This is a genomic window from Mesorhizobium sp. BH1-1-5 (genome assembly GCF_020165615.1).
Lineage (GTDB): Bacteria > Pseudomonadota > Alphaproteobacteria > Rhizobiales > Rhizobiaceae > Mesorhizobium.
Genome location: NZ_JAIUIM010000002.1, coordinates 72,409 through 85,802, shown reverse-complemented (window position 1 = coordinate 85,802; position 13,394 = coordinate 72,409). Strand labels below are relative to the sequence as shown.

General features: G+C 68.2%; 12 protein-coding genes. 1 reads left to right on the top strand and 11 read right to left on the bottom strand.

Translation table 11 applies throughout. The features are described 5' to 3' along the window. Positions 1 to 22: 22 nt before the first annotated feature. The 6 genes from cobS to cbiE are packed head-to-tail and all read right to left on the bottom strand — an operon-like array spanning position 23 to position 5,297. The gene (gene cobS / locus LB572_RS02930) at positions 23 to 790 is read right to left on the bottom strand and encodes an adenosylcobinamide-GDP ribazoletransferase (protein ID WP_224666639.1); all 768 of its coding nucleotides are present in this window, start codon (positions 788 to 790) and stop codon (positions 23 to 25) included. After that, positions 787 to 2,103, bottom strand: a complete 1,317-nt coding sequence (locus LB572_RS02925; protein ID WP_224666638.1) for a cobyrinate a,c-diamide synthase — start codon at positions 2,101 to 2,103, stop codon at positions 787 to 789. Before LB572_RS02925 ends, cobS begins: the two co-directional genes overlap by 4 nt. Next, positions 2,100 to 2,915, bottom strand: a complete 816-nt coding sequence (cobA, locus tag LB572_RS02920; protein WP_224666637.1) for a uroporphyrinogen-III C-methyltransferase — start codon at positions 2,913 to 2,915, stop codon at positions 2,100 to 2,102. The genes LB572_RS02925 and cobA overlap by 4 nt, the downstream gene beginning before the upstream one ends. Then, positions 2,912 to 3,676 (bottom strand): precorrin-4 C(11)-methyltransferase, encoded by a 765-nt coding sequence (gene cobM, locus LB572_RS02915; protein ID WP_140807109.1) that lies wholly within the window; start codon positions 3,674 to 3,676, stop codon positions 2,912 to 2,914. The genes cobA and cobM overlap by 4 nt, the downstream gene beginning before the upstream one ends. Then, entirely contained in the window at positions 3,673 to 4,059 is a 387-nt protein-coding gene (locus tag LB572_RS02910; RefSeq protein ID WP_140807108.1) for a cobalamin biosynthesis protein, read from the bottom strand. The genes cobM and LB572_RS02910 overlap by 4 nt, the downstream gene beginning before the upstream one ends. Further along, entirely contained in the window at positions 4,056 to 5,297 is a 1,242-nt protein-coding gene (gene cbiE / locus LB572_RS02905) for a precorrin-6y C5,15-methyltransferase (decarboxylating) subunit CbiE (RefSeq protein WP_224666636.1), read from the bottom strand. Before cbiE ends, LB572_RS02910 begins: the two co-directional genes overlap by 4 nt. A gap of 1 nt (position 5,298) precedes the next feature. Between cbiE and LB572_RS02900 the strand changes: the two genes are divergently transcribed. After that, positions 5,299 to 6,066 carry a cobalt-precorrin-6A reductase gene (locus LB572_RS02900; protein WP_224666635.1) on the top strand — a complete coding sequence of 256 codons (768 nt, stop codon included), beginning with the start codon at positions 5,299 to 5,301 and terminating at the stop codon, positions 6,064 to 6,066. Here LB572_RS02900 and LB572_RS02895 read toward each other — a convergent pair. Genes LB572_RS02895 through LB572_RS02875 form a run of 5 tightly spaced genes read right to left on the bottom strand, consistent with a single transcriptional unit; the run spans position 6,030 to position 13,388 of the window. After that, positions 6,030 to 6,794 carry a precorrin-3B C(17)-methyltransferase gene (locus LB572_RS02895; RefSeq protein WP_224666634.1) on the bottom strand — a complete coding sequence of 255 codons (765 nt, stop codon included), beginning with the start codon at positions 6,792 to 6,794 and terminating at the stop codon, positions 6,030 to 6,032. The genes LB572_RS02900 and LB572_RS02895 overlap by 37 nt on opposite strands. Further along, a complete protein-coding gene (locus LB572_RS02890; protein WP_224666633.1) occupies positions 6,791 to 7,540 on the bottom strand; it encodes a precorrin-2 C(20)-methyltransferase in 750 nt (249 codons plus the stop codon). The genes LB572_RS02895 and LB572_RS02890 overlap by 4 nt, the downstream gene beginning before the upstream one ends. Next, on the bottom strand, positions 7,537 to 8,169 hold the full coding sequence (locus LB572_RS02885) for a precorrin-8X methylmutase (protein ID WP_224666632.1): 633 nt from the start codon (positions 8,167 to 8,169) through the stop codon (positions 7,537 to 7,539). Before LB572_RS02885 ends, LB572_RS02890 begins: the two co-directional genes overlap by 4 nt. Beyond that, entirely contained in the window at positions 8,170 to 9,633 is a 1,464-nt protein-coding gene (gene cobG, locus LB572_RS02880; RefSeq protein ID WP_224666631.1) for a precorrin-3B synthase, read from the bottom strand. Next, positions 9,630 to 13,388 carry a cobaltochelatase subunit CobN gene (locus LB572_RS02875; protein WP_224666630.1) on the bottom strand — a complete coding sequence of 1,253 codons (3,759 nt, stop codon included), beginning with the start codon at positions 13,386 to 13,388 and terminating at the stop codon, positions 9,630 to 9,632. The genes cobG and LB572_RS02875 overlap by 4 nt, the downstream gene beginning before the upstream one ends. Between the last annotated feature and the right edge of the window lie 6 nt (positions 13,389 to 13,394).

Here is a 13,394-nt window from a genome sequence, read left to right as displayed (position 1 = left end):
GGGCAAGGTCTCCGAAAGAGAATCAGGAAAGGCAAACGGATGCGACGAGCAGCACCGCGATCTCACCCAGCTGCTGCAGCGCGCCGATCGTGTCGCCGGTCTGGCCGCCGATCTGGCTGAGGCAAAGCGCGCGGAAGGCCGCAAAGATCAGGCCGAGCAGGATGAGGGCGGCGATCGCGCCGCCAAGGCCGAGCGCCAATAGTGCCACGGCACCAAGCGCTGCGCCGATAACAGCGGTTTCGGTGGTGACGGAGCCAGCGCCCGCCGACAGACCATCGGCGCGGGCCGGGGGCAGAAGGTGCATGAAGGCGCCGAACAGACCGCGCGAGGCGGCATGCGCGGCGAGCAGCGCCAGGAAGACATGGCCGGGCCCAGTCAGTTGCGACAGCGCGCTCCAGCGGATCAGCAGCGAGATGCCAAGCGCTGCCGCGCCATAGGCGCCGATGCGGCTGTCGCGCATGATCTCCAGCTTCCTGTCGCGCGTCCTGCCGCCCCAAAAGCCATCAGCGATATCGGAAAGCCCGTCCTCGTGCAGGCAGCCGGTGACGAGCATCGTCGCGGCAAGCGCAAGTGCCGCGGCCGGCCCGGTGGCGAGGCCGAGAGCAGTGGCGATGGCATAGACGAGCGCGCCGATGATCGCCACCGCGAGGCCGGCGAATGGTGCGGCCCAAATCGCATCCGCCAGGCTGCGGCCGCCGAAGTCGCTCGATGGCAACCTCAGCCTGGTGAAGAAGACGAGGCTGAGGCCGATATCGTCAAGCACTTGCCGGGGTGCGGAGGGGCCGCTCATGCGCCCCTCGCTATGGCATGGAAGAAAGTGCCGCTGACATGGCCGCGCCGGTAGCCGGAGGCGCCGAGCGGATTGCCCTGGCCGTCGGCAAGGTCGGCCAGTGGCTCGTCATTGCCCGAGGCGGTCATCTGCGCGTAGTGGAATTCATGGCCGCGGATCAGCGTGCCTTCCGGCCCCAGCGGGCAGGCGGCGCGCAGCCGCGCCTCGCGATAGCCGAGGTTCATCTTGCGCCTGGCGAAGCTGGTCGAATGGCCAAGCAGGCCGAGCATCCTGTGGCTTGTCCCCTCCGCGTCTTCCAGCCCTTCGCCCAGCACCATGAAGCCGCCGCACTCGCCGTGAACCGGCTTCGTCGCCGCAAAACGCGCCATTCCCTTCTGGAAATTGTCGGCGGCCGCGAGCTTGCCGGCATGGAGCTCGGGATAGCCGCCGGGGAGCCAGCAGACGTCGCAATCTTGGCCCGGCGCTTCGTCGGCAAGCGGCGAGAACGGCACGATCTCGGCGCCTGCCTTGCGCCAGTGCGTGGCGACATGCGGATAGAGGAAGGTGAAGGCGGCGTCTTGCGCCAGCGCGATGCGCTGTCCAGGCGGCTGCAGCGCATCGCCGAAGTCGCCGGGGGCCGGTTCCAGCGGGGTCGCCAGCGCCAGGATGGTGTCGATGTCGAGCGATTTCTCGACCATGTCGGCCAGTCGATCGAGATGCGCCATCAGGTTCTCGTACTCGCCGGCCTGGACGAGGCCGAGATGGCGCTCCGGCAGGTTGAGCGTCGGATCGCGCAGGATGGCGCCGACCACGGGCAGGCCGATCGCTTCGATGGCGTCGCCCGACAGGCGGCGATGGCGTTCGCTGCCGAGGCGATTGAGCACGACGCCGGCCATGCGCACGTCGGGATCGTAGGTGGCAAAACCCTTGGCCACCGCCGCCGCCGTGGTCGACTGTCCGGAAACGTCGAGCACCAGAAGCACAGGGAGGCCGTAGAGCCGCGCAAGATCGGCGGCCGAGCCGGAGCGACCTTCCGGCGCGGGGATGCCGTCGAACAGGCCCATCGCGCTTTCGAGGATGATGTATTCGGCGTCGTCCGCGGCTTGGAACGCCAGCGCGTTGAGCAGGGAAGGCGACATCGCCCAGCTGTCGAGATTGACGCCGGACAGGCCGGTAGCAGCGGTATGGAAGCCCGGATCGATATAGTCCGGGCCGGACTTCGCGCCGCGCACCTTCAACCCGCGCCGGGCAAGCGCGCGCAACAGGCCGATGGTGACGCTGGTCTTGCCCGAGCCGGAGCGCGGCGCGCCGATGATGATCGCGCGCGCCGTCATATCTCGCCCGCCAGTGCCGCGCGCATGGCGACGATGCCGCCGACGACGATCAGCGCCGGGGAGGCTAGCCCGGCGGCCGCGGCCTCCTCGGCGATGGTGGCGAGCGTGGCGACGACGATGCGCTCCTGCGGCGTGGTTGCCGCGACGATCACCGCGGCGGGTGTCGAGGGCGCGAGGCCGCCTTCGAGCAGCTTTGCCGCGATCACCGGCAGATGGGCCATGCCCATATAGACGACGACCGGCTGTCCGGTGCGGGCGATCGCCGCCCAGTCGATGTCGTCATCGGTGCCGGCGGCATGGCCAGTGGCGAGGATGACGGCCTTGTTTATGCCGCGCATGGTGGCGGGGATGCCTGTAGCTGCAAGCGCGCTCAGGCCCGAGGTCAGGCCTGAGAGCACCCGGAACGGAATTTTCTCGCCGGCGAGCGCCAAAGCCTCTTCGCCGCCACGACCGAAAATATAAGGGTCGCCCCCTTTCAGCCGCACCACGCGGCGACCCTCGCGCGCCAGCCGTACCAGGAGTGTGTTGATGTCGTCCTGCTTCATCGAGGGCTGGCCGCCGCGCTTCCCGGCGTAGAAGAGCTCCGCGCCTTGAGCGACCGCCACGACATCGGGCGAGACCAGCGCGTCATAGACCAGCGCGTCGCATTGTCCGAGCGCGGCCAGCACCTCAAGCGTCAGGCAGCCGGGGTCGCCGGGGCCGGCGCCGGCCAGCCAGACATGACCGGGTTCCAGTTCGCGCGGCTTGAAGTTCAGTCGCGCCAGCGCCTGATCTATATTTGCCCGTCCGTTCGTATTGGCGCTGCCGTTCACAATCCGTCCCGTCCGCGAAAACGCCGCTGATAGTGGGCGTCGTAGAGTGAGCTTTCGCCGAAATCCTGGGTGGCCAAAGCGCTACCGACGAAGATGATCGCCGTGCGCTCCATCGGGTTTTCCACCAGTTGCGCTTCGATAGTGCCGAGCGTGCCGGTCAGGATGCGTTCGTCCGGCCACGAGGCGCGGAAGACGACCGCGACCGGGCATTCGGCGCCGTAAAGCGGCGTCAGATCGGCGACGACGCGGTCGATGGCGTGGATGGCAAGATGGATGGCAAGCGTGGCGCCGGTGCGGCCAAAGCCGGCCAGCGTCTCGCCCGGCGGCATTTTCGAGGCACGGCCGGAGACGCGGGTCAGCACCAGGCTTTGCGCGAGCTCGGGAATGGTGAGCTCGCGGCGAAGTGCTGCCGCTGCCGCGGCGAAGGAAGGGACGCCAGGGGTCAAAGTGTAGGGGATGCCGTGCTTTTCCAGTCGCCTTATTTGCTCTGCGACTGCGCTCCACACCGAAAGATCGCCGGAGTGCAGGCGCGCGACATCCTGGCCGGCCTTGTGCGCGGCGACATATTCGGCCTCGATCTCGTCGAGCGACATCGGCGCGGTATCGATCAATTTGGTGCCGGGCGCGCAATGCTCGAGCAGCTCCGGCGCGACGATCGAACCGGCATGGAGGCAGACCGGGCAACTGGCCAACAGCCGCGCGCCGCGCAGCGTGATGAGATCGGCAGCGCCCGGACCGGCGCCGATGAAATGGACCGTCATGGCGCGTCTCCGCTGATGGCGATGGCGCAGGTGACCGGGCCAAGCACCGTGCGAGGTCCGAGCAGTCTTGCACCGGCCCCGGCAACCGCAAGCGCCGACGCCTCCGAAACCGACGGCGTGCCGGCGCGGCTCTGCGACAGATCGCAACGGCTGCGAGCGCCCGGCGAGGCCAGCTGCAGGACCTGGTCTTCGGCAATGACCACCGGCAGGTTGAGCGCGCGGCCGGCGGCGGCAATCGCCGCCTCATCCTTCTTGAGCGGGGCGGTCGCCAGCGCCGAAAGCGCTGATATCGCGAAGCCATGCGCTTCAAGCGCGGTCTCGATCGCCGCCAGCACTTCTTCGACGCTCACGCCTTTGCGGCTGCCGATGCCCGCGACCATCATGGCTTCACCCAGCTCCACTGCGTGACAGGCATGGCCGGTCGCCAGGCCTGCATGGAGCCGACCGGGGCCGCGCGCGACAGCGCGATGCGCGTGAGATCGCCGCCGTGGCTGTTGTGCTGGTCGAGCAGCAGCGCCTCCATCTCCAGCGTCACCGCGTTGGCGACGAGGCGGCCGCCGGTACGCAGCGCCTTGATCGCCTTCTCCAGCACGCCGGCATCGCTGCCGCCGCCGCCGATGAAGATCGCATCCGGCGTTTCGAGCTTGGCGAATGCCTTGGGCGCGGCGCCTTCGACCACGACAAGGCCGGGCACGCCGCAATGCGCGGCGTTGCGGGCGATGCGGTCGGCGCGTTCGCTGTTGGCTTCGATGGCAATGGCGCGCAGCGAAGGATGCGCCAGCATCCATTCGATGCCGATCGAACCGGAACCGGCGCCGATGTCCCACAGCAGCTCGCCGCGCCGCGGCGCCAGCGCCGACAGCGTGACGGCGCGGATCTCGCGCTTGGTGATCTGACCGTCATGTTCGAACAGGTGATCGGCGAGGCCGGTGGTCAAGGGCAGAACGCGCGCATCCGGCGTCGATTCAATTTCGAGCGCCAGCACGTTGAGCGGGTTGATGTTTTTGAGATCGAAGGCATCGGCGCGGGAGGTTCGATGCGCCTCATCGGCACCGCCGAGCGCTTCAAGGACCGTCAGCCGCGACGCGCCGAAGCCGAGTTCGCTGAGCAGTGCGGCGATGGCTACCGGCGCGTCGGCGTCGGAGGTAAGCGCCAGGATACGCGCGCCGCGATGGAGCAGGGGCCGGATCAGGTCGATCGAATGGCCGTGCAGTGAGATGGTCTCGACGTCCTGCAGCGCCCAACCGAGACGGGAGGCGGCCAGCGACAGAGAGGAAGGCGCCGGCAGGACGAGCATCTCATCCGGCTTGACCTTGCGCGCCAGCGTGACGCCGACGCCGTGGAAGAATGGATCGCCGGAGGCCAACACACAGATTTTCTTGCCCTTGAGCGCCAGCACGTCGCGCATTTCGGCGTCGAAGGGCGTCGGCCAGGAGCGGGTTTCGCCCTTGGCCAGAGGTGAGACGAGAGCGAGATGCCGCTTGCCGCCAAAGACGACGTCGGCCTGCGCGATGCGCTGCTTGGCCTCGTCGCCGAGACCCGCTACACCGTCCTCGCCGATGCCGACGATGGCGAGCCACTTTTGGGCGGGCTTGGCGGCGCGCGGACCCTTAGCAGGCATGATGACCCACCGTATCCTGATCCTCGGCGGCACGACGGAAGCCCGGCAGTTGGCCGGGAAGCTCGCCCGTCGCGCGGATTCCTCGGTCACGCTGTCGCTGGCCGGCCGCACCGAAAGCCCGGTGGCGCAAGGCGTGCCCGTGCGTGTCGGCGGCTTTGGCGGGGTGGATGGACTGGCTGCCTATCTTCGCGAGGAGCATGTCGATCTGCTGATCGACGCCACGCATCCCTATGCCGCGCGTATCTCGGCCAATGCTGCTGAAGCGTCGAGGCAAGGCGGCGTGCCGATTCTTGCGCTGCGCCGTCCCGGCTGGGAGCCTGTCGCGGGCGATCGCTGGACGTTGGTCGATGATGTCGCTGAGGCGGCGAGAGCGCTTGGCACGGCGCCACGCCGCGTGTTCCTGGCGATTGGCAGGCAGGAGGCCGGCGCGTTCGAGGCCGCGCCGCAGCACCGCTACCTGATCCGCAGCGTCGATCCGGTCGAGCCCAAGCTTGCCGTGCCCGATGCGCTCTACCTGTTGGCGCGCGGACCGTTCCCGGAGGCTGACGAACGGGCACTGCTCGAAAAATACGGGATCGATGCGGTCGTTTCCAAGAACAGCGGCGGCGAGGCGACCTTTGGCAAGATCACTGCTGCGCGGGCGCTTGGCATCGAAGTGGTCATGATCCGCCGTCCGACCTTGCCGGGCGTTCCCTCGGCCGAAACCGTCGATGCGCTGGCGGCGATGGTCGATCATCTTTTCGATCCCGTCGCTGAACGCGGCGTGTAGACCAGCGCCGGCTTTTCATCACGCCTGATGATGCGGGTCTCGGGCGAACCGATGATGATGCAGGTCGACATGTCGGCCTTTGCCGCATCGGCGTCCGCCAGCAGAAATACCTCGATGCGCTCGTCGGGCCGGCCGGCGGCGCGGCCGAAGATCACCGGCGTGGTGCCCGGCAGGATCGCTTTGAGGCATTCGAAGGCGCGGCCGAGCTGCCAGGGGCGGGCCTTGCTGATCGGGTTGTAGAGCGCGATGACGAAGCCGGCTCCGGCTGCCGCCAGCAGGCGCAGCTCGATCAGGTCCCACGGCTTCAGATTGTCGGAGAGCGAGATGGCGCAGAAGTCGTGGCCGAGCGGCGCGCCGACGCGGGCGGCGACCGCAAGCATGGCGGTGACGCCGGGAACAACGGCGAGATCGATCGCGCGCCATTCGGCGGGACCGGCTTCGATCGCCTCGCAGACGGCTGCGGCCATTGCGAAAACGCCCGGATCGCCGCCGGAGACGACGGCGACGCTGTGGCCTTCGGCGGCCTTGGCCAGTGCTTCGTTGGACCGGGCGAGCTCTTCGCGGTTGTCGGAGGCGATGCGGGTCTGATCCGGCCGCAGCTCCAGCCGGTCGAGATAGGGCTTGTAGCCATAGAAGAAGGTGGCCTCGGCGACGGCATTGGCAGCCTGCGGCGTGACCTGATCGGCATTGCCGGGTCCGAGGCCGATGACAGTAAGGCGGCCGCTCATGGCTTTGCCCCCGGGCGAGCCGACCAGCCGGCAACCAGCACGATGGCGAAGTAGGGCGCCTTGTCGTCCGGCTTTTCGGCGAGCCGCATCGAGACGCTGCCCGCCATGGTGCCGCGCTCGACATAGACGGCCTTGGCCAGCTTGCCGGTCGCTTCAAGCGCGCGGCGGATTTTCGGCAGGTTGCGACCGACCTTCATGATGACGGCGGCATCGGTGTCGGCGAGGCGGCGAGTCAGTTCGAACTCGCTCATCGTGCCCGGCAGCACGGTCAGCACGTCGTCGCCCTGGACGATCGGCAGGCCGGTCTGCGACCAGCAGCCGGACATGGCGGTGATGCCGGGGATGACCTCGGTCGGGAAGCGGTGCGCGAGGCGCACATGCAGATGCATGTAGGAGCCGTAGAACAGCGGATCGCCCTCCGACAGCACGGCCACCATCCTGCCGGCGCCGAGATGCTCGGCGACCTGTTCGGCCGAATGCTCGTAGAAATCGGTGATCTGCGCGCGGTAGTCGTCGTGATCCTTGTCGATCTCGGTCGTCACCGGATAGAGCAGCGGTAGCTCGATCATATCCGGCCGGAAGCGCGCCTCGACGATGGCGCGCGCATTGCTGTTGTTGCCGCGCTTGGCGAAATAGGCGACGACATCCGCTTCAGCTAACGCCCGCGCGGCTTTCAGCGTCAGCAGCTCCGGATCGCCGGGGCCGGTGCCGACGCCGACCAGACGGCCTTTCAGGATGGCGTTCACAGGCCAGGCCTCGCCAATGAATTGAGCGCGGCGGCGGTCATGGCGCTGCCGCCCAGCCTGCCGCGGACGATGGCGTAGGGCACGCCATAGGAATTCTCGGCCAGCGCATCCTTGGATTCGGCGGCGCCGACGAAGCCGACTGGCATGCCGATGATCGCGGCCGGCTTCGGCGCGCCGTCGCGCAGTTTTTCGAGCAGATAGAAAAGCGCGGTCGGCGCGTTGCCGATGGCGACGACGGAACCCGCCATGCGCTCGCCCCAAAGGTCGATCGCGGCGGCCGAGCGCGTGTTGCCGATTTCCCTGGCGATGTCATGCGTGCGCGGGTCGCGCAGCGTGCAGATCACCTCGTTGCCGGCGGGCAGGCGGGCGCGGGTGACGCCGTGAGCCACCATCTCGGCATCGCAGAAGATCGGCGCACCGGCGGCAAGGGCGGCGCGAGCGGCGGTGACGAAATCGCCGGAGAAGACAAAATGGCTGGCGGCTTCGACCTGGCCGCAGGCATGGATCATCCGGATCGCGACATCGGCTTCGGCTTCCGAGAAGCGCGACAGGTCCGCCTCGGCGCGGATGATGGCGAAAGAGCGCTCATAGATCGCGTTGCCGTCGTGGATATAGTCGTAGGCCGCCATTCACTGGTTCCGTCGATAGAGTTCGGCGATACCGGCCGCGCCAAGCCTTGCCAGGCAGGCAGCGGCGGTTTCGCTTGGATGTCGTGCGTCGTGGATCGCCGCCGCTATGCCGGCGACCCCGCGCGCGGCGTCATAGCCCGGCCTGTACGCGGCAGGAAGGGCCTTTGCCGTCCCGTCCACGACAAGTCCGGCTGCGTTTTCGTCGCCCACCAGGGTGAGCGCCGCTGGGCCCGGGTGCGCGCAGCCCTTGGCGCAGCCGGAAATGTGCAGCGTGAGTGAAGCGTCGAAGAGATCGGCGCTCTGCTTTGCGATCGTTTCAGCGATGGCGCGGGTGGCGATGCGGCCGGAGGCGCAGGCCGGCGTGCCGGGGCAGGCGGCGATGCGGGTGCGCGGGTCGGCGGGGGAGGTGACGAAGCCGAGGGCGGCGGCGGAGCCTTGCAGCGAGGAAGGGGCGGAGAGGCCGAGGACGAGCAGGGCGCGGCCGGGGGCGAGGCGGATTTCTGTGGCGCCGAGATTCGCGGCTTGTGTGGCGAGGTCGATGAGGTTTTGGGCTGGCATGCTGCCGTAGGGCAGGGCGATGCCGAGGGTGAAAGCGTCGCCGGCTAAGGGGAAAAGGCCGATAGATTTGCGCGAGGCCCCCCTCTCTGTCCTGCCGGACATCTCCCCCTCAAGGGGGGAGATTACGCTCTCACCGCGGCTTTCGCCAATCTCCAAAGCTGAAGGTGGAGAGCCGGCGCGGGAGCTGCCAATCTCCCCCCTTGAGGGGGAGATGTCCGGCAGGACAGAGAGGGGGGTGACGGAGTGCCAACTTGCGAGCGAATCAAGCTGCCTCTCCGACAAGTCGCGGGTATGCGCCTCTCGTCCCTTTTCGGCCACCATCCGAAGAGCTGCCACGGCGATGTCGCGTGCAGCATCCGAGTCGACCGTCGAAAGCGGCTTCGCGCTTTGACCGTCGCCGCTAACCGAAACGCTCCAAAGGGCGCCAGCGCCGGCCGACACAGCCTTCAGCCGGACATCGGCCGTCACAGCGCTCATGCTCAATTGCCCGCCGCCGTCGACAACCACCGACACCTTCGGTCCCAGCCGTGCCGTCAGCCCAGCCTCTTCAATCGCAGCCCTGATCCTCTCAGCCAATGGCCGCGGATCGGCAATCTCGTCCGGATCGATACCCGCCAGCGGCCCGGTCTCGACGGGCACGCCACTGCGCACTTGAATGCCCAGCGCATCGACCTCCGCCGCCAGCAGCCGGGCGCTTTGCGCCGTCAAACCGCGGATCTGCAGGCTGCCGCGCGCCGTCACCTCCATGATGCCGTTGCCATGGCGCAGAGCGGATTCGCCGAGTCCGATCAGCGACTTGGGCGCAAGTCCTCCAGCAACCGGATTGAGCCGCACCAAAAGACCGTCGCCGGTTTGCATCGGTGCGCTCAGCGCAGGGCAGGCGCCGCGGCGCGAAAAGGCGTTCATGCCGCCGCCCCGCTGGCCTGAGCCTCGGCGATCAAGGCCGCGAGATCATCGTCGATGGAATTCCTGAGCGGATGCCAGAGGCCGCGCCGCCGCGCGGCGAGGAAGCGCTCGGCGATGACCTTGGCCGCGGCCGGGTTCTCGTGCAGGAGGAAAGCGCGCACCTCCGGGTCGCCAAGATAGGCGTCGTGCACCGCTTCGATCAGCGCGCCTGATATGGCATGGGTGGTCTCGGCAAAGCCGACCAGACGGTCGACCGTCTCGGCGAATTCGGAGGCGCCGCGCGGGCCGTGGCGCATCTGGCCGGCGATGAAGCGCGGGTTGACGGCGCGCGCCCGCACCACGCGCGACACGGCTTCGCCGACCGAACGCGGCTTCGGCTTCTTCGGATCGGTGGTGTCGAGCACGATGACGTCGGCGTTCCGCCCAAGTGCTGCAAGCGCCGCCGAAAAACCGCCGATGAAGGCGACATCGGCCGAACCTTCGAGGATGTCGCGGCCCGGGTCGTCGCCGGTGTGGACAAGAAGGTCGGCTTCGGCGATGCGGCCCTCGAAAGCGCCGGGCGCCGCGATCGCTTCGCCATCGGCGCCGCCATAGGCGTGCGAAGTGGCATCGAGATAGGCGCGGCCGATCTCCTCGCGCGCGCCCCATTCGCCGCGCGACAGCAAGTCCTCGACGCCGGCGCCATAGGTGCCGGGCGAGGTGCCGAAAATGCGCGGGCCGACCTTGCCCGCGGCGCGGGTCGCGGCGGCGAGCGGGTTTTCGGTATCATCCTCGTCGCGGCCGGCGACGGCATTGGCGGCGGCATCGATCAGCGCGATCTGCGTCGGGAACATGTCGCGAAACAGGCCGGAGATGCGCCAGGTGACGTCGACGCGCGGCCGGCCGAGCGCTGCCGGCGGCAATACCTCGATGCCGGTGACGCGGCCGGTCGCGGCATCCCATTGCGGCCGGCAGCCCATCAGCGCCAAGCCCTGGGCGATCTCCTCGCCGCCGGTGCGCAGCGAGGCCGAGCCCCAAAGGTCGATCACCAGCGAACGCGGCCAGTCGCCATGGCTTTGCATGTAGCTGCGCACCACTTCCTCCGCCGCCGCCTGGCCGAGATCATAGGCGGTCGGCGTCGGCATGGTGCGCGGATCGGAGGTGAAGAGGTTGCGGCCGGTTGGCAGCACGTCGGAGCGGCCGCGCGCCGGCGCGCCGGCCGGCCCTGCCTTGATGTGGCGGCCGTCGAGTGCCGCGAGCAGGGCGGCCTTTTCGGCCGCAGCGCTTTGCCGGCGCAGCGGATCGGCCTCGTCTTCCGGCGCGCGGCCATAGACATGCAGCCCGTCCTTGACGGCGAAATCCTTGAGATCGCAAAGCCAGGCGTCGATACGGCGCAGCGCTTCGTCGGGTTGGTCAGTCCTGGCGACGCCTGCCTCCGAGGCAAGTCCGGTTTTCTGCGCCGTCTCGACGATCAGCTTTGCCAGGCGGTCGCGGCGGCGGCGGTCGAGGCCGTCGGCCTGGGCATATTCGTCGACCAGCCGCTCCAGCTTCTGCTGGTTCTCGTCCAGCCCAGCGCCCGTCAGCGGCGGCGGCAGATGGCCGAGCGTGACGGCCGAGATGCGGCGCTTGGCTTGTGCGGCCTCGCCGGGATTGGAGACGATGAAAGGATAGATGACCGGCAGCGAGCCGGTGACGATCTCGGGAAAACAGGTGTCGGAGAGCGCGACCGTCTTGCCCGGCAGCCATTCGAGCGTGCCATGGGCGCCGACATGGATGATGGCATGGACGCCGAGCGATTTCCGCAGCCAGAGGCCAAAGGCGATCAACTCGTGGCGCGGAGGCAGCGCCGGGTCGTGGTAGTCAGCGCGGCGGTCGGCCGAGCGGCCGCGATCGGGGGCGAGCGCGACGGTGATGTTGCCGAAGGTGGCGGCGCGGAAGGAGAAGTGTTGCAGGGCGGCTGGTTGCAGAGGCTGGCGTTCTGTCGCCCCCCTCTCTGTCCTGCCGGACATCTCCCCCACAAGGGGGGAGATTGGCAGTTCCGCCGCTGGCTCTTCCCTTGCGGGCCCGGAAATTGGCGAAAGCCGGGGCGAAGGAATGATCTCCCCCGTTGAGGGGGAGATGTCCGGCAGGACAGAGAGGGGGGCCTCGCGCGAACCTATCCCCTCTGCCTTGCCCCACGCGGCCTCTACTGCATCGCGTGCTGTTCTCGGCAGTTCGGCTGAAAAGGCAACGTAATCCGTCAAGGCAAGGCCATGCCCCGCCTTCTCCAGCGCATCCAGCAACTCCCGCGGCGATTGTGGAATCCCGTCAACCGCATAGCCCTGTTCCTTCAGGTCATGCAGCATGGCGAGCACGCTCGACGGCACATCGAGGCCAACGGCATAGCCGGTCCGTCCGGGCGCGCTCGGGTAATCCGGGATCAGGATGGCAAGCTTGCGCTCGGCCCGCACGGTCCGCTGCAGACGAATAAACACGGCGATCCGCTTGGCCACCTGCGCCACGCGGTCCACTTCCGGCCGGTTCGCAAATGCTCGAAACGCGAGCTCCGGGTCGGTTTCGACCTCACCCTTGAAGGAGATCGCGCCGGCCAGGATGCGGCCGTCGAGCTCGGGCAGGACGACATGCATGGCGAGGTCGGCGGGCGCCAGGCCGCGCTGGTTCTTTTCCCAGACCTCGCGGCGCGTCGTGGCGACGATGACCTGAAAGACGGGCACGCCGCCGCGGTCGAACAGAGTTTCGGCGCCCGGTTCCGCGCCGGAGGCGAAGGCTGTGGCGGTGATGATGGCGGCAGGGCTTAGCGAGGCGAGCGCGGTTTCGACGAAGGCGAGGGACGCCGGGTCCTTGAGGCTGGAAACGAAGATCGGCATCGGGGCCATGCCTTGCGAGCGTAGCGCCTCGACCAGCGCATCGATCGGCGCGACATCTGCTGCGAGCAGCATCGAGCGGTAGAAGAGGATGGGGATGACGCCGAGCTTGTTGGCGTTGAGTTCCGTCGCCCCCCTCTCTGTCCTGCCGGACGTCCCCCCCTCAAGGGGGGGGATTGCCCTGTCGTCGACGGCTTCGCCAATCGTAGATGCTGCGGATGGCTCCGTCGTGGGTGGAGCGGAAAAAGCGCCCAGGCCCGCGACGGCCGATCTCCCCCCTTGAGGGGGAGATGTCCGGCAGGACAGAGAGGGGGGCGAAGGATCGCCGACATTTGAAAGATCAGGCTTTTCGACTACCCCCAACCCCGGCTGATAAAACCCCGCCTTGGGCACGCTGACCGGCTCAACCACGGCCGCATCCGACCCGGCCAACCGCGCCAGCCTTTGCACCAGTGCCGCCATATTCGCCGGCCCGCCTTCGCGGAAATAGCCAAGCAGGGCGTCGAGCTCCTCGCGGGGCAAAGTGGAGCCTTCGATAAGCCGCTGGTCCTCGTCATGGCTTTCGCCGGGCAGCAGCGCCAGCTTGATGCCGCGCTCGCGGGTGACCGCGGCGAGCTGGTCGCAGCCGTAGCGCCACCAGTCGTAGCCGCCGAGGATGCGGACAAGGACGACCCTGGCATGACGGGCGACGCTGTCGATCCACAGATCCACCGACATGGGGTGGCGAAGGTCGCGCAGTGCTGCCAGCCGCATCGAGGGCAGCCGTTCCGCATCCGCCTTCCAGGCGGTGGCCAGGCCGGCGAGATCGCTGTCGGTGAAGGACAACGCCACGACATCCGCAGGCGTCTGCCTGAGGTCGATCGGCTCGGCGAGATCGTCGAGCGAAGCGGATGTGGTGGCGAGGATATGCATCGCAGT

Coding starts and splice junctions, on each gene's coding strand:
- cobS (WP_224666639.1), bottom strand. CDS start 790: ATGAGCGGCCCCTCCGCACCCCGGCAAGTGCTTGACGATATCGGCCTC.
- LB572_RS02925 (WP_224666638.1), bottom strand. CDS start 2,103: ATGACGGCGCGCGCGATCATCATCGGCGCGCCGCGCTCCGGCTCGGGC.
- cobM (WP_140807109.1), bottom strand. CDS start 3,676: ATGACGGTCCATTTCATCGGCGCCGGTCCGGGCGCTGCCGATCTCATC.
- LB572_RS02910 (WP_140807108.1), bottom strand. CDS start 4,059: ATGATGGTCGCGGGCATCGGCAGCCGCAAAGGCGTGAGCGTCGAAGAA.
- cbiE (WP_224666636.1), bottom strand. CDS start 5,297: ATGCCTGCTAAGGGTCCGCGCGCCGCCAAGCCCGCCCAAAAGTGGCTC.
- LB572_RS02900 (WP_224666635.1), top strand. CDS start 5,299: ATGACCCACCGTATCCTGATCCTCGGCGGCACGACGGAAGCCCGGCAG.
- LB572_RS02895 (WP_224666634.1), bottom strand. CDS start 6,794: ATGAGCGGCCGCCTTACTGTCATCGGCCTCGGACCCGGCAATGCCGAT.
- LB572_RS02885 (WP_224666632.1), bottom strand. CDS start 8,169: ATGGCGGCCTACGACTATATCCACGACGGCAACGCGATCTATGAGCGC.
- cobG (WP_224666631.1), bottom strand. CDS start 9,633: ATGAACGCCTTTTCGCGCCGCGGCGCCTGCCCTGCGCTGAGCGCACCG.
- LB572_RS02875 (WP_224666630.1), bottom strand. CDS start 13,388: ATGCATATCCTCGCCACCACATCCGCTTCGCTCGACGATCTCGCCGAG.